General features: G+C 65.5%; 18 protein-coding genes. 6 read left to right on the plus strand and 12 right to left on the minus strand.

What is annotated here, in order from left to right; genetic code table 11:
• Nucleotides 1–4: 4 nt before the first annotated feature.
• Nucleotides 5–724 (plus strand): ABC transporter ATP-binding protein, encoded by a 720-nt coding sequence (locus tag GN153_RS00050; protein WP_159898548.1) that lies wholly within the window; start codon nucleotides 5–7, stop codon nucleotides 722–724.
• Nucleotides 725–902: 178 nt separating this feature from the next.
• On the opposite strand, the gene GN153_RS00055 is transcribed toward GN153_RS00050, so the two are convergent.
• From GN153_RS00055 to GN153_RS00100, 10 genes are all read right to left on the minus strand, one after another.
• Nucleotides 903–1,325 (minus strand): VOC family protein, encoded by a 423-nt coding sequence (locus GN153_RS00055; RefSeq protein WP_159899726.1) that lies wholly within the window; start codon nucleotides 1,323–1,325, stop codon nucleotides 903–905.
• 379 nt (nucleotides 1,326–1,704) lie between these two features.
• The gene (locus GN153_RS00060) at nucleotides 1,705–2,781 is read right to left on the minus strand and encodes an FAD-dependent oxidoreductase (protein ID WP_159898550.1); all 1,077 of its coding nucleotides are present in this window, start codon (nucleotides 2,779–2,781) and stop codon (nucleotides 1,705–1,707) included.
• Between the two features lie 206 nt (nucleotides 2,782–2,987).
• On the minus strand, nucleotides 2,988–3,545 hold the full coding sequence (locus GN153_RS00065; RefSeq protein WP_236544717.1) for a nucleotidyltransferase family protein: 558 nt from the start codon (nucleotides 3,543–3,545) through the stop codon (nucleotides 2,988–2,990).
• A 59-nt stretch (nucleotides 3,546–3,604) separates the two neighbouring features.
• A complete protein-coding gene (locus GN153_RS00070) occupies nucleotides 3,605–4,750 on the minus strand; it encodes an XdhC family protein (protein ID WP_159898554.1) in 1,146 nt (381 codons plus the stop codon).
• A gap of 143 nt (nucleotides 4,751–4,893) precedes the next feature.
• On the minus strand, nucleotides 4,894–5,274 hold the full coding sequence (locus tag GN153_RS00075; protein ID WP_159898556.1) for a Rid family detoxifying hydrolase: 381 nt from the start codon (nucleotides 5,272–5,274) through the stop codon (nucleotides 4,894–4,896).
• A gap of 183 nt (nucleotides 5,275–5,457) precedes the next feature.
• Nucleotides 5,458–5,955, minus strand: a complete 498-nt coding sequence (locus GN153_RS00080; RefSeq protein WP_159898558.1) for a hypothetical protein — start codon at nucleotides 5,953–5,955, stop codon at nucleotides 5,458–5,460.
• A 2-nt stretch (nucleotides 5,956–5,957) separates the two neighbouring features.
• On the minus strand, nucleotides 5,958–6,491 hold the full coding sequence (locus GN153_RS00085) for an aromatic-ring-hydroxylating dioxygenase subunit beta (protein ID WP_159898560.1): 534 nt from the start codon (nucleotides 6,489–6,491) through the stop codon (nucleotides 5,958–5,960).
• Nucleotides 6,484–7,884: an aromatic ring-hydroxylating oxygenase subunit alpha gene (locus GN153_RS00090; RefSeq protein ID WP_159898562.1), complete on the minus strand. Its 1,401-nt coding sequence runs from the start codon at nucleotides 7,882–7,884 to the stop codon at nucleotides 6,484–6,486. The genes GN153_RS00085 and GN153_RS00090 overlap by 8 nt, the downstream gene beginning before the upstream one ends.
• 251 nt (nucleotides 7,885–8,135) lie before the next feature.
• Complete coding sequence (locus GN153_RS00095; protein ID WP_159898564.1) at nucleotides 8,136–10,589, minus strand: xanthine dehydrogenase family protein molybdopterin-binding subunit; 2,454 nt, start codon at nucleotides 10,587–10,589, stop codon at nucleotides 8,136–8,138.
• A 178-nt stretch (nucleotides 10,590–10,767) separates the two neighbouring features.
• Nucleotides 10,768–12,315 carry an amidase gene (locus GN153_RS00100; protein ID WP_159898566.1) on the minus strand — a complete coding sequence of 516 codons (1,548 nt, stop codon included), beginning with the start codon at nucleotides 12,313–12,315 and terminating at the stop codon, nucleotides 10,768–10,770.
• A gap of 172 nt (nucleotides 12,316–12,487) precedes the next feature.
• Here GN153_RS00100 and GN153_RS00105 point away from each other — a divergent pair, with 172 nt between their 5' ends.
• Nucleotides 12,488–13,501: an agmatinase family protein gene (locus tag GN153_RS00105; RefSeq protein WP_159898568.1), complete on the plus strand. Its 1,014-nt coding sequence runs from the start codon at nucleotides 12,488–12,490 to the stop codon at nucleotides 13,499–13,501.
• A 34-nt stretch (nucleotides 13,502–13,535) separates the two neighbouring features.
• Here GN153_RS00105 and GN153_RS00110 read toward each other — a convergent pair whose 3' ends face one another.
• Nucleotides 13,536–15,032 carry an amidase gene (locus GN153_RS00110; protein WP_159898570.1) on the minus strand — a complete coding sequence of 499 codons (1,497 nt, stop codon included), beginning with the start codon at nucleotides 15,030–15,032 and terminating at the stop codon, nucleotides 13,536–13,538.
• A gap of 221 nt (nucleotides 15,033–15,253) precedes the next feature.
• Between GN153_RS00110 and GN153_RS00115 the strand changes: the two genes are divergently transcribed.
• Nucleotides 15,254–16,120: an FAD binding domain-containing protein gene (locus GN153_RS00115; protein WP_159898572.1), complete on the plus strand. Its 867-nt coding sequence runs from the start codon at nucleotides 15,254–15,256 to the stop codon at nucleotides 16,118–16,120.
• Between the two features lie 2 nt (nucleotides 16,121–16,122).
• Nucleotides 16,123–16,638: a (2Fe-2S)-binding protein gene (locus GN153_RS00120; protein WP_159898574.1), complete on the plus strand. Its 516-nt coding sequence runs from the start codon at nucleotides 16,123–16,125 to the stop codon at nucleotides 16,636–16,638.
• Nucleotides 16,639–16,697: 59 nt separating this feature from the next.
• Here the strand turns inward: GN153_RS00120 and GN153_RS00125 are convergent, their stop codons facing one another.
• The gene (locus GN153_RS00125) at nucleotides 16,698–17,714 is read right to left on the minus strand and encodes an LLM class flavin-dependent oxidoreductase (RefSeq protein WP_159898576.1); all 1,017 of its coding nucleotides are present in this window, start codon (nucleotides 17,712–17,714) and stop codon (nucleotides 16,698–16,700) included.
• 194 nt (nucleotides 17,715–17,908) lie between these two features.
• Here GN153_RS00125 and GN153_RS00130 point away from each other — a divergent pair, with 194 nt between their 5' ends.
• Together GN153_RS00130 and GN153_RS00135 are read left to right on the plus strand one after the other, a co-directional pair.
• Nucleotides 17,909–19,069: a BMP family ABC transporter substrate-binding protein gene (locus GN153_RS00130; RefSeq protein ID WP_159898578.1), complete on the plus strand. Its 1,161-nt coding sequence runs from the start codon at nucleotides 17,909–17,911 to the stop codon at nucleotides 19,067–19,069.
• Nucleotides 19,070–19,189: 120 nt separating this feature from the next.
• Entirely contained in the window at nucleotides 19,190–20,617 is a 1,428-nt protein-coding gene (locus GN153_RS00135; RefSeq protein WP_159898580.1) for an amidohydrolase family protein, read from the plus strand.
• Nucleotides 20,618–20,621: the final 4 nt, after the last annotated feature.

Here is a 20,621-nt window from a genome sequence, read left to right on the forward strand (position 1 = left end):
TACAATGCTAGAACTAGAAAATATCCACACAGGTTACGGGCCAATCAAAGTCCTCAACGGCGTCGATCTTGAGGTCGGTGACTCCGAAATAACTGGGATTATTGGCCCGAACGGTGCCGGGAAGTCCACCTGCTTCAAAGCAATCTTCGGACTGATCGATACGTGGGAGGGCGATATCCGCTTCCACGGTGAGTCGATCACGGAGATGCGCTCGGACCTGATCCTCAAAAAGGGGATCTGCTATGTCATGCAAGGCCGTCATATCTTCCCGAAACTCACTGTCAGGGAAAATCTCGAAATGGGTGGGTATTCACTGGAGAGCTCCGAGGAGATCGAGGAGAATATCGAGTCGGTTTATGAGACCTTTCCAGCGCTCCGTGAGAAAAGCTCAGCCCAAGCTCGGTTGCTGAGTGGTGGTCAACAGAAGATGTTAGAGTTGGGGATGGCGTTGATGGTCGATCCTGATCTGTTGCTACTGGACGAACCATCCCTGGGGCTAGCACCCGCAATCCGGTCAGACATGTTCGATATCATTACCGACTTGACGGAGAAAGAGGACCTCTCTATCCTGGCGATTGAGCAAAATATCCGAGAGCTGCTCGAGATTGCCGACCGCGCATATGTTCTGGAGCAGGGATCTGTGAGAATGTCCGGCGGTGGCCAGGAATTGTTGCACAACGAGGAAGTGATCGACCTCTACCTCGGAGCCGTCGCCCAGGGCTAAGCCATACCTTTTTCGGCACCTGATTGAGGGGTCGATGGCCGGGTGCAACAACTTTCGTTGCAATCGATAGACCCCGTATGGCGCTACTCAATTCAGCCGAAAAAGACGCCGTAGCGACGATAGAACATCCTTTGAGCCACGAGCCTGGATACTGGTTCCCGTGGATCTTGTGGCGGTATTACTTATCGACTCGGTGGCCACCAATGAACAGATCATCTGCGGGTCTATCGAGCTCCTCAGTGTAACGCTCGTGGTATTCCATCAACTGGAAGAGCGCTCCGGTGGGATTTTGGGGCGAGACGAATGCCTCTGTCCAGCCCTCGAATTCTTTGTAGTCGATTACGCTGATGCCCTGGGCTTCGAGAGTCTTGATAACCGTGTCGATATCTCCCACTTCGAGGGTGACGTGGTGAAGTCCGGGTCCTTCCTCGTCGAGGAATTTTGTGAGAAACGACCCATCGGCCACAGGCTCGATCAATTCGAGTCGTGAGGCACCACCTAGCGTGTAGTACACCCAGCGGAACCGACCCTCGACGGTGCCATCAGCAAGCTTGTCACAGCCCAAAGCCAACAGTACTGGCTCGGCTGCAATGATAACAATATGACTTTATTATATTAATAAGAAATTTATATCTTAGCATAGTATTTGGCACCGGCCACAACGTCCCGATAGCAATCTACAGATCTTGCGCGATGAAGACGTATAGAGCACTACTTGCGTAGGATACGTATCACGGGAGGAAAACGAACTCGTGGCGTCTAGAATACCCGTATTTTTAGCAAAATGACTTAGATAAACATATTTAATCAGTATTTCTCTATTTAGTCGTATAAAAAACAATTATACAGAAAATAATGGGGCGAACGTATAATTTTTCGGCACGGCCGACCAAAAATAAAAGAAGATAGACTAAAAATATATATTCATTCGTATATTTTAGGTGTATGGCGACCGCTATCTGCTGTGTCCGAAGGCGTCGTCAGGCGGTCGCTGTCTCCCCGATCGTAGCGGCGAGTTCAGGTAAGACGTCCTCCCCGACGTCTTCGATGTACCCGACTGTCCTGAGAACGGACCACCACGACATCGAGACGCCGCTCCCGCCGTGACCGTAATTGTGGATGACGTTGCCGTCCTTTTCGATCCGCATCCCCTTGGTCCGATAGGGCCTGAACCCGTGCTTGGCTCTGATCGCGTCCCTGTCGACGTCGACATAGTCGCTCATGATGTCTTTGTTGACCGTGTACAGACGTTCCGGGATCGTCTCACCGTCGATCGTCATGGGCTGCTCCGGGGATTCACCTGTCCACTCGCCATCGTGCATGTCCCCCATCAAGTAGGACCCGCCAAAGAGGACGGTGTCCTTCCGGGGGTACATGTACGCATAGTGGGTATAGTCCGTCGGCGTGTACGTGTACGAGAACGGGAGCGGTTCCTGTCCGTCGTACGGCACCTGGAGGATGTGGCCCTTGACGGCCTTCATCGACTCATCGCCGAACAGTTCTCTGCTGCCGTACCCCGAGCAATTGAAAACCGTCTGTCCTCGAAACGCGTCCAGTTCGTCGGGCGTGACGGTCCGCCGTTCGACTTCACCGCCCAGCGCGAGGTACGCGTCGTACAACTGTGGGATGTACTCCGGCATCTCGACGAAATACTCCTTGCAGACGTAGCCGCCACGGATCGCGTGGCCAGAACGGGACGGGATGTCGCCGTCGTAGGCCGTTGCGTCCTGAACGTTCATGCGTGCTGGATTGGGTTCGGGGTGCTCCTCTTCGTACACGTAGTAGTGTCTGTGTTTCCGCACCGGAACCCCGTCTGCCTCATAGAACGGCTCGAACGTCGCCTCGGCCTGTCTGATGAGGTCGTCTTCGGAATACTCCGATTCCACCTGGACCGGGTAGACCGACGCAGCAGCGTAGTCCGTGCAGACGGTCGGAATATCCGGGCCGTCGATGTATGCGACCGAGTCGCTGACCAGCGTCGTATCATGACCCAAATACTGGAGAAGTACGCCTGTTGACAATCCCTGCACACCGCCGCCTATGATTGTACACTCCATATCCCGTACAGAAGATCTTCCATTCTAAACCTTGCGCTTTCCCCGCCATTTGTCTGATTATTTTCGGAAATTGTTGCAACTCTCTGCAAACCGGCCGTCTCCGGGGCTGGTCCGATGACCGCCCGATCATGAGGCGGCTTAGTTTGAAAATATCACATTTGCTCTAAATCGCGAGCCGGGACGGAGCGGGGGCTTTCGACCGCAGTTCACAAATCCGCCCGAGTATCGATGTCCTTCCGAACACCCGGGTCTCCGGTGGCGACCAGCGCCGTGTCCGGCGCTGACTTGATTATCGCTCGTCCACCGGTATCCCCCGAAGTGGTGGCCAGGCGCTGGAAATACTGCCGGCCGAATACCACGGGATTTCCTCGCTGTCCCTCGAACGCAGCGACCACGGGGTCACCTGTACCGGCACCGAAGGCGTCGACGAGCAGGTCGATGGTCGAGGGTCGCACGTCGGGCATATCGCCCAGCGCAAAGAGCGCCCCGTCGACCGACGGCCCCACCGCCTCGATACCACACCGAACGGAACTCGCCTGGCCGGCGGCGTACGCCTCGTTCTCGACGAACGAAACTCGACAGTCGTCAACTTCGGACCGGACGGCAGCAGCCTCATAGCCCAGCACGACCACGACGTCCGAGAGCACCTCGCAGACCGCTTCGACGGCACGCCGGACCACCGCTTTCCCGTCGAGCGTCGCGAGGAGCTTGTTCTGCTCTCCGAACCGCGAACTCGTGCCGGCCGCCAGGACAATACCTGCCACCCGAGGTGATTCACCCGGGTCGAACGGCGGCTCGACTGGTTCGGTCGTCAACTCCGACATTATCCTGTCGGCCCGGACCGGTCGTGGATGGGTGCTCCCCGGTCCCGCAAGTGACCCGGAGCGCGGCCGTTGTGGACGGCAAGCACCTCCGAAACGATACTCACCGCGATCTGGTACGGCTCGCCACCCCCGAGATCCAGCCCGATCGGGGTGTACACCCGCTCGAGCTCGGCGTCGGTCAGCGTACGCCCCTCCGTCGCGAGCGCGTCGATAATCTCACGAAACCGGTCCTCAGGCCCCATCAACCCGATGTACGGCACGGGCGTTTCCAGGAGCGCTTCTACCGCGAGCCTGTCGTCCACGGCGTTGTGGCTCATCACTACCGCGTAGGTGTCTGTATCGAACGCCAGTGACTCGTCCAGCCGGGGTGCGGACGCTGACACGACACGGTCGGCCCGCGGGAACGCCTCTTCGGTTGCCCGGCCGCCACGGAACGGGACGACCGTGACGCTGAACCCTGCCCGGGTGGCGAGCTCGGTGACGGGGCGGATGTCGATCCCGCTCCCGAATATGTAGAGCGACGGCGGGGTCAACACTGGGTCGAGGAAGACCCGACAGTCGCCACCCCCGGGGGCCGAAACCGTAACCGTCCTGGCGCGTCCGTGGTCGAGAACCTCCCGTCCTTGCTGGCCGACGGCGTCACACAGCCAGTCCGGGACGTTCTCGACCGCCGCGAGGTCACCGTCGGGGGCATATCCTCGCTCGCCGACCGACACCGCCGGGGCATCGCTCCCGACGGCCGTCACCGCGAGGCCGTCGTCGCCGGCCCGGTACCCATCCAGGAGTGGTCCAAACCGGTCGTCGAGTGGCTCTACCAGGAGGTCGATGACACCGTTACACCCGAGTCCCAGTCCCCACTGCTCGTCGTCAGTGAGGTCGAACCGCTCCACCCGGGATTGCCCCGACTTCCGGACGGCAGCTGCGATGTCCTCGACCTCCGACTCGAGACAGCCCGCAGTGACACTCCCGGCAGTCCCGTCCCCGGTCAACAGCATCTTCGCCCCGGGACGCCGGTAGGCGTTCCCCTCGACGGCAACGACGGTCGCAACGGCTGCGGGCGTGCCCGCGTCCAGCGCCTCGGCCATCCGCCGAAGGACTGCCGGTCCGGACAGACTCCAGTCAGCGGTTCCGTCCTTCAGATCCATCTATCTTCCCTCTGCGGACGCCTCGAGGCTGGTTCCGGACGACCGTGACGGCTGTACAAACAGACTAATCTGTCTGATAAACCAGTACATGCGTTTTGTTCTAAGCACATGAAGTAAAAACTACACGGATTCGGGTCGGAACATCATTCGCCGGTTTCGACGACCATGACGAGTTCGATAGTCGCGCCGGCCGGGAGTGCCTCCACCTCGATGACGTCGCGTGCCGGATACTCCTCCTCGAAGTACTCGGCGTAAGCTTCGTCCATCTCCCCGAAGTCCTCTACATCGGTGAAGTAGGCTGTCGTCTTCACGACGTCGTCGAACCCACGGTCGGCCTCCGCGAGGATCGCTTCGAGATTTCGCATGATTCGGTGGGTCTTCTCCGCCACGCTTCCCTCGACCAGGTCGCCGTCGGGAGTCATCGGGACCTGGCCCGCGGTGAACAGGAAGCCGTTGGCCTCGACGCCGTGGGAGTACGCCTGCTCTTCGGGGGGTGCCGCCGGGCTGGAGTGAAACTGTGGCACGGTCGAAGCGTCGCGCAGTCGTAAGAAAAGGGTTTGGACAGACACAGAACACGCCGGCACTCTCCCAGAGTGTGCCGTTCGGATGTGGGCCATCGGCGAACTGCTGAGCAACGGACGATCGGCTCCTACGAGTTCACCTGACTCGAAGACCGCGGGCCGGTAGCGGGGTCGTCGCTACTGCCCTCAGATTGCACCCTCTGTCGGTGTATCCTCCGGACCGAAGGGGGTACGGAACCACTTCGAGAAGTCGAAGGTGTCGTCGATTTTCACAACTTCCCGCAGCGTCTGTGGACCGAGGACCGTCCCCACTCCACGCTCCGGGGCGACGAAACACACGCCGGGCCCGTTCTCTGTCTCAACTTTCGAGACACCGACGCCGGAGTATTCGCTCGCGATCCGGGTGACGGTGCCATCGTGGTCCGCGTCGATTTCGTACGCGGAGACCGGGTCCGTCAGCACTGCCTCGGGGGTGTCGACGAGTTCGCTCAGTCGGTCGCCAGTTCGCTGCCAGGCGATACTCTCCAGCAGGAGGGCGTCGAGCTTGATGGCCTCGTCGCCGGTTGCTATCTCGAGCCGTTCCCCTTTCGAGATGAGCTTGTGTAACGTCACTGGAGGGCCAGTGCCTGCCAGTTCCATCAGGTAGACCCGCTCCGCCGCGCCCGTCGCGATGTCATCGCTCATCGTTACAGGAGCGGGAGGGTGATGTTGTCGGTGCTGACGATGCTGTCGTCGAGATACACCGTCCGGTCGGCGATGCGGAACCCGTCGTCGGTGTCACGGAGCGTCGTCTCCCGCTGTGCCGAGATGGTATCGTTGTCCGCCGTGTCGCCCTTGCTCCGGTAGACGTGCTGGTTATTTATGACGTCGTACCCCTCCTCGGTCTCGGTGACGTAGACGTTCCCCAGGACGTGGCGGACCCGGGACCGCGGGTTTTCCGCCCACGCGTACTCCTTTTTCAATCGGGTGACTCGTTCCCGGACCATCGTGTGCCCGTTCTTGATGTAGTAGCCATCCTCGCTGAACTCCGGGTGCTCCGTCCCCGGATGCGTGTAGCTCCGGATCGGAGCGCGAATGCTGAAATCCTCCGTGAGGAGCCCGAACCACTCCTCAAGGGCGAACCGGTCGAGCAGGTCCGCCTCGTAGTACAGAAACTGCTCGACCTCCCGTTGTGTCTCCGGCGAGACCCCGCCGGCGGACGGGGGGGTCATCTCATTCATCGTTTCCATCCCCGTTCGGCTGCGGTCGTCCCTTGGACATCTGCCTGTACCAGGCCCGGAGGAGCCCCCGGGAGTGGCGCTCGTCGTAGTAGCCGCCGTACTCCGTGACCTCGGCCGGCCCGAACATCGGGTCCTCGGGGTCCTCCAGCCCGTCGCTCATCCCCTCCATGCCCTGTTGCATGTTCCCGGATGTCTTCCGTGTCTCCAGTGTGACCGACTTGCTCGACTCGGAGATCCCGTTCCAGATGGACAGGTCGTCGGATTCGAAGGCCCCGCCCGGGCTGAGGCTCTCCCAGCCGCGGTAGGACCGCTCCATGAACTCCTCGTCGTCCTCCAGCTCCTTGGGCACCAGCCACCAGCTGATGACCTCGGTCTCGCCCGGACCCCTGGGTTGCCACTTCCGGATACAGGCCCACGGCCCGCCCCAGCCGCCGGCCTGGACCGCGTGGATGATCGTCGTGTTCGGGAAGATCGTCCCGAAGTAGTACAGCGACTGGCTGAACAGTTCGATCTGCTCCTCGCTCAACTCCGGGTTGAAGTGGTCCCGGAGCTTCTCCGGGTACCCCATCAGCGTGTCGGTGTCGTAGCTGACCATCAGGCTCAGTGACCCGGCGTAGTTCCCCTCCTCGTCTTCCGCGACCGCGAGGTGGTTGTACTTCCCTTTCCGCTCTTCCATCGGTGGCAGTTCTTCCCAGGGACCCCGGTCGATGTTCTCGGCCTCGAACCCCGCCTGGTGTGTCGTCAGCACGTGGTAGTTGTCGCCGGCGAAGTTGTCGGCGGAGGTCTTCCAGTCGTGGTCGGACTCCCACCGGTGAGCGTCGGTGACGACGGTCATCCCCTCCTCCGTGATGTCGAACATCACGTCGAGGTAGTAGGTGAGGTCCCCCAACGATTCCTCGAGCGGGGGACCCTCGTCGACGATACGGCCGAAAATAAGTCCCTTGTAGGTGTCCAGATACGCCTCCTCCAGGCTGACGTCGTCGGTGTCCAGGGCCTGGTAGGACTCCCCCATGTGTGGCATCCCCTGGAGCTCCCCGTTGTTCTTGTACGTCCAGCCGTGGTACGGACACCGGAAGTGTGAGGTGTTTCCCTTGTCGGCCGTGCAGAACTGGGCGCCCCGGTGCTGACAGCTGTCGAGAAACGCGTGTAACTCGCCGGTCTCGTCGAGTGTCAGGATGTAGGGGTCCTCGCCGATGTGTCGCCGCACGTAGTCCCCCGGCTCTGCGAACTCCGACGTGTGCCCGAGGTAGTTCCACGAACGCGTGAAGACCCGCCGGAGCTCCTCGTGGTATACCGACTCGTCGTTGAGGATCTTCAGCGGGAACTCCCCGTTCTCCAAGTCGGCGCCCGTCTGTTCGATCAGTCGCTCTGCGTGGGACAGCGATTTCGCCATGGCGAAACCAAGCTGGCAGATCATAAATAACTACGGCTTTTGTCAACATACTCTGCATCTCTTTCACAAAATTATTGATCAGATATCGACTACCTGGCCCCGGATCCGAACGAGTACAGTCCTGTCTCGGGCAGCCAGGTGCCGGTGCCCGGCCGCGCACAGCGTCTGTCCCGCCGGAGCGGCCCGGGGGCCCGCTGGCTCAGCTGGGCAGAGTCACAAATAAGCCCAGGTAAGAGACGGCCGGTCCCGCCTCAGAGTTCCCGCAACCCTTCCTCGGCGAGTTCGGGCAGAACCCGATGTGCCGCCAGCGGCAGGTCGTGAAACCGGACCCCAGTGGCGTCACAGACCGCGTTGGCCACGGCGGCGCTCGTCGGAACGAGCGGGCACTCGCCGACACCCTTCTGCCCGTGAGAGGTTGTCGGGTCGGGGTTTTCGAGTTCCTCGATGTTCGTGATCATGGGCACGTCGAGCGCCGACGGGAGGTGGTAGTTCGCCATCGAACCGTTCAACAGGGCCCCGTCCTCGTCGTAGGCGTACTCCTCGTACAGCGTCTCCCCGAGCCCCTGAGCGATGGCACCCTGGACCTGCCCCTCGATGAGCTTGGGGTTGATCGCGTTCCCGATGTCCTCGCAGATCGCCACGTCGACGACGTCGACGTCGCCGGTTCTGGGGTCGACGTCGACGAGGACGGCCAGCGCGCCGAACGTGTAGCTGTGAGCGACGTTTCCCCGGCCGGTGTCCGGGTCGACGAACTCGACCTCCTGGCTCTGGTACTTGCCGCGGCCGACAAGCGAGATGCCTCCCTGAAGTGGCTCCGGCCGCTCCTCTTCAGGGCCGAGCGTCTCCGGGTTGCCGAGCATGGCGACGTTCGCCAGCTCCTCGATGGGCATGCTCGTCTCCGGGTCGGTGGTGTCGACGGCCGCTCCCTCGCTGAGTTCGATGTCCCCTGGATCGGTCCCGAGCAGGTGCCCAGCCACCGCTTTCAGGGTCTCCGCGAGGTCTTCGGCGGCCCGGGCGGCGGCGCTCCCGCCGATGATCGTCCCGCGGTCGGCCCAAACGCCCAGGCCCTCTGGGGTGGCGTCGGTGTCGCCACGGACGGCGTCGACTCGCTCCAGGGGGACACCGAGCGTGTCGGCGACCAGTTGGTTGATCCCGGTCTCGGTGCCCTGGCCGATACTGGCGACGGCCGTCAGCACCGTCACGTCGCCATTCCGATTCATCTTCACCACGGCCTCGTCGAAGTCGCCGCCGGAGGCGCTTTTGTTCCCGCCGCGTTTCATGATGGTTCCCATCCCGACGCCGCGGAGCTTGCCGTCCCGGGTCCGCGTCCCGCCGCGGTGCTCGTCCCAGTTGATCATCTCCCGGGTCCGCTCGAGACACGTGACCATGTCCGCGTTGCGCCAGATGTGGCCCGCCGCCGAGCGCATCGGCATCTCCTCCTGTCGCGGGGTGTTCCGGAGCCGGAGTTCGACGGCGTCCATGCCGAGTTCCTCGGCGGCCATCTCGACCAGCTGCTCGCGCATGAAGGTTACCTGCGGGTCGCCGAAGCCACGCACCGCGGTCGTCGGCATCAGGTTCGTGTAGACGACCGTCGCGTCCCAGTTCTGGTTCGGGATTTTGTACGGCCCCTGTCCGCAGTTCGTCGAGGAGTACGCGACGGCGACGCCGTATGCGGCACACGCACCGGTGTCCTGGACGAGGTCGACGTCGATGCCGACGATGTCACCGTCCTCGGTGACGCCGAGCCGCCCCGACAGCTGTTCGGAGGCGCGGCCGCGGCCGGCCTGGAACTCCTCGCGGCGGTCGAGGACGTGTTTGACCGGCCGCTCGGTTGCCATCGAGAGCAGCGCCGCGCAGACCTCGAAGGGGTACGGGTCGAGCTTGATACCGAAGCCACCGCCGACGTCGGGGAGTCTGCAGACGATGTCGCCCTGGTCGAGCCCCTCGATCACCTGCGCGAGTTCGACCGAGAGGAGGTGGGGCATCTGCGTCGAGGAGGTGAGCTCGAGTTTCCCGCTGCCGGGGTTGTACTCGGCGATACAGCCGTGTGGCTCGAGCGGAGCGGGCGTCGTCCGGTTGGTCTCGAAACTCCCCTCGACGACGACGTCGGCGTCGGCCATCGGGTCCTCGTGGTCGCCGGCGACGACCCGGCCGGTCCAGGCCACGTTCCCGTCGGTGTCGGCCTCCGGGTCGGCGTTCAGGTCCGGGTGGACGACCGGCGCACCCTCCGCGAGAGCCTCGTCGACCGACGTGACCGCGTCCACGGGCGCGTACTCGACTTCGACCAGATCCGCGGCTTCGCGTGCCGTCTCCCGGGCGTCGGCGAGGACGACCGCCACTTCCTGGCCGGCGTAGACCACCCGCTCGTCGGCGAGCACCACCTCGTCGTCGAGCATGTAGCCGTACGGCTCGTCGACGTACTCCGCGATGTCCGCGTGCGTCCAGACGAGTTCGACGCCGGGATGGGCCTCGGCGGCGGCCGTATCGATGTCGACGAGCCGGGCGCTCGCGTGCTCGCTGCGCACGAAGTACGCGTGGAGCATGTCCTGGGTTGCGATGTCGTCGACGTACTCCCCGTGGCCAGTGACAAAGCGCCTGCCGTCGTAGCTGTTGGCGCGCTCGCCGACCCACTCCCCGTCGCGCTCCCCGGCCTCACGCTCCTCGGCGTCCGACACCCCGGCCGGGCGGGACTGCTGTTTGCTCACGGTACCACCACTGGCTGGGTCGCAGGCGGACCCCAGGGTGACTGCTGCATTGTCCTACGACCGTGTGGTCCGGCCGGACCGGAATAATACTTGCGCGTGTCATCCCCTGTCGGTGGGGACTGGAGCGGCCCACCGCGATTCTTGCCCACACCGACCGCGAGACCGACTGACGCCGGCATCAGTACCGCCGCTCGACCCAGTCGGTCTCGCGCTCGAACGCGTCGGCTGCGGCGAGGACGACCTCCTCGTCGAAGTGACTCCCCACGAGCATCAGCCCGACCGGCAACCCCGTCTCGTTTCTGCCACAGGGCACCGAGATGGCGGGGTGACCGGTCATGTCGAACGGCATCGTGTTCCGGGTCCGCCCTTTCTTTCCCTGGGCCCGGTTGACCGCCTCCTTGCGGCCGATGTCCTCCTCGAGCTCGAACGCGGTCATCGGTGTGGTCGGCATCGCCAGCACGTCGAACGTCTCTAGCTTGTCGTCGTACGCGTCCCGTAGCTTCGGACGGAGGTTCGACGCCTTCCCGTGGTACCGGCCGTAGTACTCCTGTTTGAGGTACTGTCCCAGGATGCACTTCAGCTTCGCCGTCGGCGCGAACTCCTCGGCCTGGGCCCGGCGGGCCTTGCCGAAGGCCGCCGCGAGGTCGGTGTCGTAGTGGCCGTCCGCGAAGTAGCCGGTGCCGTCGGCGTCCCACATGACCGCCGTCTCCTCGTTCTCGACGGCGAGCCAGACGAAGAAGCCGTCGACGTGCCACGGGATCGAGACCTCCTCCGCGGTCGCCCCGAGGGCCTCGAGTTCGGCGACGGCGTCCCGGACCCCGGCGTTGACTGCCTCCTCGCCGCCCTCGAACTCGAAGGCCTCGCGCACCACGCCGACCTGCAGCCCGTCGACCCCTTCGCCGACCGCCCCGAGGTAATCCCCGACCTCGACCTCGCCCTGGCGGGGGTCTTTCGGGTCTTTCCCCGCGATCGCCTGCAAGGTTCGTGCGGCGTCCGGCACCGTCCCCGCCATGGGGCCGACGTGGTCGAAGGAGTGGCCCAGCGGGGCGACGCCCCGAAAGGAGACCAGCCCGTGCGTCGGTTTGAAGCCGACACAGCCACTCCAGGAGGCCGGCGTCCGGAGCGAGCCGGCCTGGTCGGTACCGATGGCCACGTCGACCATGTCGGTCGCGACGGCGACCGCAGACCCGCTCGAGGACCCCCCCGAGAGGTAGCCGTCGTCGAAGGGGTTCAACACGGGTCCGAACGCCGACATCTCCCCGCTGCCCGAGACGGCCATCTCGCTCATGTTCGTCTTCGCGGTGACCGTCGCGCCCTCTTCGAGGAGTCGCTCGACCACCGCGGCGTCGTAGGCCGGCTGGTACCCCTCCAGAACCTTCGAGCCGTTGGTCATCTCGACGCCCGCGACGGCGACGTTGTCCTTGACGCCGACCTCGTAGCCGTCCAGCAGCCCGCCGTCTTCGGACTCGACGTGACAGACCGTGACCACCGCGTTCTTCGGGTCTTCCTCGGCGGTCGCCCGGTAGCCGGGGTCCCGGCGGGCGGGGACACGGTCCATGCTCCGGTCGGAGAGCTCGTCGATCCGCTTGCAGTACCCCATCTTCTCGGCGGCGAGGTCCCGGAAGTCCTCGACCTCCTCCTCGCTCAGGTTCATGTGGTACTGTTCGGCGATGTCGCGGACGTCCTCACGCGTGGGTGGCCTGAGGGTTGGGGGCAGATGAGTCACACCCCTACCTGAGAACAACCAGTTGATAAATCCTTGCGTCGGGGCCGATATCGCGGGACGAAACGGAAGCCGAGACTCTCCGTGACCCTCCCAGCGGTGCTGTCACGGCGAGACTCCGAAGCGTTACCTCTGCGCACAGACTTTTGCCGGTGCCACCCGAATCCGGAGTCGAATGACGGCCAAGCGCCCCCAGACCCCGTTTCTGGACACCGGAGTCGCGTCGTTTCTGAACGCCACGCAGGTCGACCCCTACGAGCCCGGCGCGCTCGCCGAAGCCGGCGTCGACGTCGGCGTCGTCGGCTTTCCCTTCGACGGCACCTGCATCAGCCGGACGGGCGCGAACATGGGCCCGCGGGCGGTCCGCGAGGCCAGCGCCCAGACCCGCATGTACCACTTCGAGTACGACACCGACCTCCGGGACCACTACACCGTCGCGGACTGTGGCGACGTGCCGGTCGTCCCCGGCAACGCCGCCGACAGCCTCGACCGCGGCGCCGACCTTCTCGGACGGGTCCTGGAGGCCGGCGCGATGCCGGTGATGCTCGGCGGCGACCACGTCACGACGGTCTCGGGCGTGCGCGCGCTCGGAGAGCACGCCGATGACCCCGGGCTGGTGCTCGTCGACACGCACTTCGACACCGCCGAGGCGGTCGCGGGCGAGCGGTACAACCACTGCTGCCCTATTGCCCGGGCCGTCGACGAAGGCGGGTTCGACCCCGAGAAGATCAGCATCATCGGGCTGAGCGCCCCGACCAACCCGCGCGAGGAACTCGAGGTCGCACTCGAGCAGGGGATGAACCTCTACTCGCTGGACGAGGTCGCCCGGCGGGGCGCGGCCACGGTCGCTCGGGAAGCGACCGCGCGAGCAAACGCCGGGAGCGACGCCGTCTACCTCACCCTTGACATCGACGTGCTGGACGCCGGCGCGGCGCCGGGGACCGGCGTCCCCACCAACGGCGGGCTCTACACGCGGGAGCTACTCCAGATCCTGGGCGTGGTCGCCAGCGAGGGGGTCGACGCCGTCGACGTCGTGGAGACCTCGCCACAGCTCGACCCCGCCGGCGTGACCCCGCGGATGGCCGTCCGGTCGGTCGTCGACATCCTTGCTGCCAACGCCATCGGCGAGGCACACGGCGTCGGGATGGGGACGGCCGCCGCGGCAAACTGCAAGCGGTCGCGGGAGTAGCGAACGCGACTGAGGTGACAGCGCCGCTCCAGTCTCAGCGCATCCCCTCGAGCGCCTTGCCCGCCTCGAGCACACGCCTGTCCGCGAAGTGCTCCCCGACGAACATCACACCCACCGGCAGCCCGTCGCCCGGCTCGACTGGCACCGAAAGGGCGGGGTGGCCGGTGGCGTTGAACGGGCAGGTGTTGGCGAGACAGCCCCAGGCGTCGTCGAGGAAGGCGTGGATGTCCTGGTCCGGGACGTACTTGTTGGGGAGCTGTGGCGTCGTCGGCATGGCGAGCACGTCGACCTCCGCGAGCAGGTCGTCGTACGCGGCCGTCAACTCCGTGCGGAGGTTCATCGCCCTGGCGTAGTACGCCGAGTGGTACTGGTCGGCGGTGTAGGCCCCGAGCAGGAGATTGTACTTGTAGCTGGGCGGGAAGTCACCGCCCTGTGCGCGCCGGAACTTCCCGAAGGTCTCGACCCAGTCGGTGTTGTACCAGCCCTGCCAGTTGTGGCCGACCCCCTCGCCGCGGAACGCCGCGACGGTCCCCTCCGCGAGCGCGACCGTGTAGATGTCGGCAGCGTCGTCGTGGAGCGGCAGCGAGACCGGCTCGACCGTCGCGCCGGCTGCCTCGAGGGCGTCCAGTCCCTCACGGACCCGCTCGTTGACGGGGGCCTCGGCCTCCGGACGGGTGAACCCCTCCTCCAGCACGCCGACGGTCAGGCCATCGGCCTCGCCGTCCAGGCGGGTGTACTGTGATACGGGCACTTCGTCGGGCTGGCGGGGATCCCGGGGGTCCTTGCCGGCCATCACCGATAGCGCTCGGCCGGTCGTCTCGACGTCTCGAGTGAGAGGACCGACGTGGTCGATGGTGTTCTCGATGCCGGCGATCCCCGTGTACGGCACCAGCCCGTGGGTGGGTTTGTGTCCGACCACGCCACACCAGGCGGCCGGGACGCGGATGCTCCCGCCCTGGTCGGCGCCGACCCCGAGGTCCGCCTCCCCCTCGGCGACGGCGATGGCGCTGCCGCCGCTTGACCCGCCGGAGAGATACTCGGGGTCGTGCGGGTTCAGCGTCGGCCCGAACGCGCTGGAGTGGCCGTTGCCGGTGAAGGCCATGTCGTCCATGTTGGTCTTGCCGACCACCCGACCGCCGGCCGCGAGCAGGCGCGTGACCACCGTCGCGTCGCTTGCAGGGACGTAGCCCTCCAGTACCTGCGACCCGCAGGTCATCTCGACGCCCGCGACGGCGACATTGTCCTTCACCGCGATGTCCCACCCCGCGAGCGGGCCAGTCTCCGCCGTCTGGACCTCACACCGCGTAACCCAGGCGTTGTACGGGTCCTCGTAGGCGACCCGGCGGCCGCCCGTGACTTCGCGGTCCGGCGATGGCCGGGGGCTCCCGGCGTGCTCGCGGACCGTCTGGTAGGCGCTCAGGCCGTCGGCGATGCGCTCGCGAAAGGCCGTGACCTCCGCGTCGGTGAGGTCGAGGTGAAGCTGTTCGCCCAGCTCCCTGACCTCGCGCTCTGTCGGCGCTCGGAGCTGCATGGGCTTTCTGTGTCCGTCGCCGGCATAGTGGTTGGGGTGGCTCCGCCGGCCACCCGGCTGTCCCCGCTACCCCCCGGCTCCGGCCTTCGCCAGACGCGTGTCCTGAGAGGGCTTGCTGGCAACGTTTGCATTCTCGGCAACGCTTACGCCGGAATCGGTCGGGACGAGCCAGTGCGGGAGGGTCAAATATAGGTACCCCCGGAACGAGAAACGGATGTCCGATGCCTAGCCTGAAACACGCCGCTCCGGCGACAGTGGAGGGTGCGTGCTCGCTGCTTGCGGAACACGGCGACGAGGCCGCAGTCCTCTCCGGTGGACAGAGCCTCGTCCAGGAGGTCCGCCAGCACGCCGCATCCTTCGACGTCGTCGTCGACATCAACGGGATCGAGAACCAGTCCTACATCGAACGCGATGGGGACCAACTTCGGTTCGGCTGTCTGGTCAGACACGCCGATATCGAACACTCCGAGCTGGTCGCCGAGGCGAACCCGACACTCGCAGACGCGGCGGGGTCGATCGGCGACGTCCAGGTGCGCAACCGCGGCACCTTCTGTGGCGCGGTCGCCCAGGCGGAACCGGCCGGCGACCCACCGACAGTCCTCACCCTGTTCGACGCCGACGTCGTGGTGGTCGGCACCGGCGGCGAGCGCGTCGTCAGCGGACGGGAGTTCTACGAGGCCCCCCGCGAGACCGCGCTCCGGCCCGACGAACTGGTCCGGGAACTCCGGTTCCCGATTCTCGGCGATGGGACGGGCGCTGCATACGAGAAGTGGACGCCGGCCGAGGGGTCGTACCCGGTCGCCGCGGTCGGCGCGCTGGTCGAACTCGAGGAGGGGACCGTCTCCGACGCCCGTCTGGTCACCGGCGCGCTCGAGGGCGGTCCAACGCCGATGCCCGGGGCGGCCGCGGGGCTGGTCGGCGAGGAACCGACCGACGACTCTCGGACTGTGGCCGCGCGGACGCTCGGCGAGAACGCCGAGCCCGAGGCGGACTTCGAAGGGTCGACGGAATTCAAGTCCGAACTGGCGGCGACGATGGCCAAGGACGCCCTCGACACCGCCGTCGAGCGGGCGCGGGGGGCGGAGTGACGATGGCCAGTGCGGACGAGCCGCCTGTCCCCGAATCGGAGGTCTCGGTCAGCCTCACGCTGAACGGGAGCGAGGTGACCCGGACTGTCGAGGCCGGGACGCTACTCTCGACGTTTCTCCGCGAGGGGGAGTTTCTGACCAGCGTCCACCGGGGCTGTGAGAGCACGCGCTGTGGCGCCTGTACCGTGTTGCTCGACGGCGACCCGGTGAAATCGTGCAACGTGCTCGCCGTCCGGGCCGACGGGAAGGAGCTCACGACGGTCGAGGGGCTGGCCGACGACGACGGGAGTCTCCACCCCGTCCAGCAGTCCTTCTGGGACACCCACGGGCTGCAGTGTGGCTACTGCACTCCGGGGATGGTGCTCAACGCCGTCTCGCTACTCGAAGAGAACGACGACCCCGGCGTCAACGAGATCCGGGAACGGATCTCCGGAAACATCTGCCGGTGTACGGGGTACACGAAGATCGTCGAGAGCGTCAAGAACGCAGCAGCCGACGCAGACACGGACGGGAAGTAGCTGAGGACGTCAGGGAGAGTGGGATATTCGAGGTGCCGGTCCCATGCTCCCCGGACGACTCAGGCGTCCAGTTCGTCGATGACGCCCTCGGAGAACAGCTCGAGACTGTCGAGCTCGCCGCGCTCCTCGTTCTCGAAGGCGAGCAGCCCGAAGTGGTCGACTCCCGACTCCCGAAGTCTGGCGACGTGAGCCCGGCACTCGTCGGGGGTACCGGCGATGGCGAACTGTTCGGTGACCGGGCGGGGGATCGCTTCGCGGAGTTCACGCGGCGAGCAGTCCGGGATGTCGTCGATGGCCTTGACCCGCTCGGCGAGGTCGGCGTCGATCCCGATGGCCTCCAGCGCGGGCAGGGGCGTCTTGTCGACGATCCGTCCGACGAGCGGGTTGACCCCGTCGAGGGCTACCTCGCGGTCGTCGGCGACCGAGAGAAACGCCCAGCAGACCAGGTCGACCTCCTCCATCGAGCGCCCGGCCTTCTCGGCGCCCGCTGCGACGTTCTCTCTGGCGTAAGCCATTCCCTGGACGCTTGCCAGCCCCGCCCCCGCGAGCACGCCGTCGCCGCGGAAGCCGCCGAGACCGAGCATCCCCGGGCCCCGGCCGGCGACGTAGACCGGCACCTCCGAGACTGGAGCGACGTCGAGGTCGGCGCCGTCCAGCGCGAACTCCGGCCGGTCCACGTGAACGGTCTCGCCGTCCAGAAGCCGGTTGGTGGCCTCGATGGCGTCGCTGAGGGTTCCGACCGGGTCTTCCTGGTCGTACCCCAGGGGGTCCAGGGCAATTCCGGAGCCGCCGCCAAAGCCGAGCCACGCCCGGCCGTCCGAAACCCGGTCGAGCGTGGCGACCGCCGCCGCGGTCATCGCGGGGTGGCGCGTGTACGGGTTGGTGACGCCCGGCCCCAGACCGAGGTCTGTCGAGTTGCGGGCCGCAAGCGTCAGTAGCGAGTAGGTGTTGTGGTTCAGCCGTTCGTCGCCGACGAGGAGGTTGTCGTAGCCGAGGTCACCGTCGATCCGTCTGGCGGCCTCGGCCACGTAACCCGGGTCGGCGTGATTGGCGAGACTCGCCGTGAAGGTGGGCATACACGACCCACCGGCTGACGGACACATGTACCTTTCGAGGCCCTGTCATCGTTCGGGTGACGGGTGGACGATCACTCGTTCAATAACGCAATCGGGTAGACAGTACCGGGGTTATTTGCGCGTCAGGTTCGCCAATCGGCAATAATTACGCACAAAATTTAAAAGGGGTGACCCATCACTGATAGACGGAACGAATGGAGTCACGACGCTCGATACTCAGGAAAGCGGGAGCAGCAAGTGTAGCTATCACAGCCGGACTCGCAGGCTGTACCGGCGGTGACGATTCCGGCGATGGTGGGTCCACCGATGGCGGCGGCGGTGGCGGTGGTGGGTCCGGTGACGACACAGTCACCGCGGCCTACGTGTACAACGAGCCGATCTCGGACCTCGGCTGGGTCCACACCCACGAGGTCGTCCGGCAGTCGCTCGTCGACGAGCTGGACTGGTACGAGACCCAGGTCGTCGAGGACGTCGCGCCGTCGGAGGCGGAGTCGACCTTCGAAACACTCGCCGAGGAGGGTGTCGACGTGGTCGAGGCCGCGACGTTCGACTACGGAACCCCGGCGGCAGCGGTCGTCCAGGAGTACGACGACATCTACATCGAGACGCCCCGGATGGTTCCCGTCGAGGGGTACGAGGGAGCGCAGCTCGGCTACTACCTCGGCCAGCTCGAGGACGCCTGCTACGCGACGGGTGTGGGTGCCGGAATGTTGACCGAATCGGACGTGCTCGGCTACGTGATGCCCTTCTCGATCGCGAGTACGGTCACGGAGCTCAACGCGCTCATGCAGGGGGTCAGAAGCGTCAACGAGGACGCGACGATCATCGTCCGGTTTACCGACACCTGGTACGACCCGGCCGCCGAGCGACAGGCCGCAGAGGCGCTGGTCGACGAGGGCGCCGACGTGCTCGGGTACCGGGTGAGTACTCCGACGACGATGGAGGTCGCTGCGGAAAACGACGTCTGGAGTTACGGCTACGCCGACTCCTTCGTCGACACCGACATCGCCTACGACAAGTACATCACGAGCAGGATGTGGGATTGGACGCCGTTCTACCGGCAGACAGCCGAGGCCGCCCGCGAGGGGTCCGCGGGCGACCTCGACCGGTTCAACGTCGAGGGCTTCCGGGGCAACTACTTCGGCTTCGCCGAGGGCGGTGTCACCCTGGACGACTACGGCTCGGGGGTCCCCTCGGACGTGGCGGACGCGATGGACGAGGCGGTCAGCCAGCTCGAGAACAACGACCTGACCGGGTCGGACATTTTCGAGGGGACCCAGTACAGCGACATGTCGGCCTACGAGCGCGTCTCGACGGCGTCGGAGTACGTCGACGGGATCCAGGCGAACAACTGAGGCGACCGGCGCGGTCGACTCACCTGTTTGCGGTCCGAACGCCCACGAGCGGCCGGTCCGTATCGCGCGTCCACCGCGCCCGGCGGCAGGTTTATGCCCGGAAGCGGCAAACTGGGGGCGATGCCAGAGCTCCTCATCGAGGGCGGCACAGTGGTAACGCAAAACGCCGACCGGGAGGTCATTCGCGACGGCGCCGTGGCCATCGAGGGCGACCGGATCATCGCCGTCGGGACGACCGCCGACCTGAACGACCGGTACGACCCCGACCGGCGGCTCGACGCCTCGGGCACGGCCGTCATCCCGGGGCTGGTGAACCCTCACACCCACGTCTCGGACATCCTGCTCCGGGGCAGCTGTGGCACCGACCGGGGGCTGTACGACTGGCTGTTCAACGTCAAACAGCCCGGGATCGCACGGATGACCGCCGAGGAGCACGAACTCGCCGCGGCGCTGTACTGCGCGGAGGCGCTCTCGGCCGGCGTCACCACCTTCGTCGAGAACGACGCCGAAATGCTGCTCGGCGAGACCGACGCGATGACCGCGAAGTTCGATGCCTACGAAGCGGCCGGGCTCCGGAGCATCTACGCCCGTGGGATCCGTGACCTGCCGGTGGACGACGACTTCCAGGGGCTAGTCGACCGCGTCGCCGGGCGCGACCCCTCGGTCGAACACCCCGACCAGGAGCGGTACGTCGAACCGCTCGAGGACTGGCTCGAGGAGCTCGCACGGCTGCACGACGACTACCACGGAAGCGCCGACGGCCGCCACGAAATCTGGGTCGCGCCGGTCGTCATCGAGGGGATGACCGACGAGGGGCTCCGGGAGGCCTACCGCTTTGCCGCCGCCCGCGACGTGATGACCACTATCCACACCGCGGAGGCTCCCGGACAGGCCGAGGGGTGGCTGTCGCCGGTCGAACACCTGCGGAACGTCGGTTCGCTGGGCGAACACGCCCTCCTCGCTCACTGTGTCCACATCGACGAGCGGGATGTCCGCCTGCTCGGGGAGACTGACACCCGGGTGGCACACAACATCGCCTCGAACATGGCGCTTGGCAACGGCTTCGCCCCGGTGGGGGCGATGCGCAGCCACGGTGTCACCGTCGGGCTCGGGACGGACAACGCCATCCTCAGCGACACTGTCAACCCGCTGGCCGACCTCCGGCTGGCTGCGATGGCTCACAAGGGCCACCACACCGACCCCGGCGTCCTCCCGGCGGAGGCGGCCCTCGATATGGTCACCATCGAGGCCGCCCGGTCGATGCGGAAAGGCGAGGAACTCGGCTCGCTGGAGGCCGGCAAGCGGGCCGACGTGGTCGTGCTCGACCTCGACCTGCCACACCTCACCCCCGTCCCGGATGCCGTCAACGCGGTCGTCTACCAGACGCTGGGTTCGGAGGTCGAAACGGTCCTCTGTGACGGGGAGGTCGTCGTCGAGGGCGGGGTCCCCACCGGCGTCACAGAGGCCTATCCCGACCTCCACGCACGGGCGACGGCGGCCGCGGAGCGCATCGTGGAGGCCTCGGGGATCGCCGAAGGCGAACGCTGAACAG

It is taken from the genome of Salinirussus salinus (genome assembly GCF_009831455.1).
GTDB lineage: Archaea > Halobacteriota > Halobacteria > Halobacteriales > Haloarculaceae > Salinirussus > Salinirussus salinus.

Bases quoted from the DNA above. Each gene is read 5' to 3' on its own strand.
- GN153_RS00125 (WP_159898576.1), bottom strand. From the start codon at position 17,714: ATGCCCACCTTCACGGCGAGTCTCGCCAATCACGCCGACCCGGGTTAC.
- GN153_RS00135 (WP_159898580.1), top strand. From the start codon at position 19,190: ATGCCAGAGCTCCTCATCGAGGGCGGCACAGTGGTAACGCAAAACGCC.
- GN153_RS00110 (WP_159898570.1), bottom strand. From the start codon at position 15,032: ATGCAGCTCCGAGCGCCGACAGAGCGCGAGGTCAGGGAGCTGGGCGAA.
- GN153_RS00115 (WP_159898572.1), top strand. From the start codon at position 15,254: ATGCCTAGCCTGAAACACGCCGCTCCGGCGACAGTGGAGGGTGCGTGC.
- GN153_RS00070 (WP_159898554.1), bottom strand. From the start codon at position 4,750: ATGGATCTGAAGGACGGAACCGCTGACTGGAGTCTGTCCGGACCGGCA.
- GN153_RS00085 (WP_159898560.1), bottom strand. From the start codon at position 6,491: ATGAATGAGATGACCCCCCCGTCCGCCGGCGGGGTCTCGCCGGAGACA.
- GN153_RS00060 (WP_159898550.1), bottom strand. From the start codon at position 2,781: ATGGAGTGTACAATCATAGGCGGCGGTGTGCAGGGATTGTCAACAGGC.
- GN153_RS00130 (WP_159898578.1), top strand. From the start codon at position 17,909: ATGGAGTCACGACGCTCGATACTCAGGAAAGCGGGAGCAGCAAGTGTA.
- GN153_RS00090 (WP_159898562.1), bottom strand. From the start codon at position 7,884: ATGGCGAAATCGCTGTCCCACGCAGAGCGACTGATCGAACAGACGGGC.
- GN153_RS00120 (WP_159898574.1), top strand. From the start codon at position 16,123: ATGGCCAGTGCGGACGAGCCGCCTGTCCCCGAATCGGAGGTCTCGGTC.
- GN153_RS00050 (WP_159898548.1), top strand. From the start codon at position 5: ATGCTAGAACTAGAAAATATCCACACAGGTTACGGGCCAATCAAAGTC.
- GN153_RS00080 (WP_159898558.1), bottom strand. From the start codon at position 5,955: ATGAGCGATGACATCGCGACGGGCGCGGCGGAGCGGGTCTACCTGATG.
- GN153_RS00105 (WP_159898568.1), top strand. From the start codon at position 12,488: ATGACGGCCAAGCGCCCCCAGACCCCGTTTCTGGACACCGGAGTCGCG.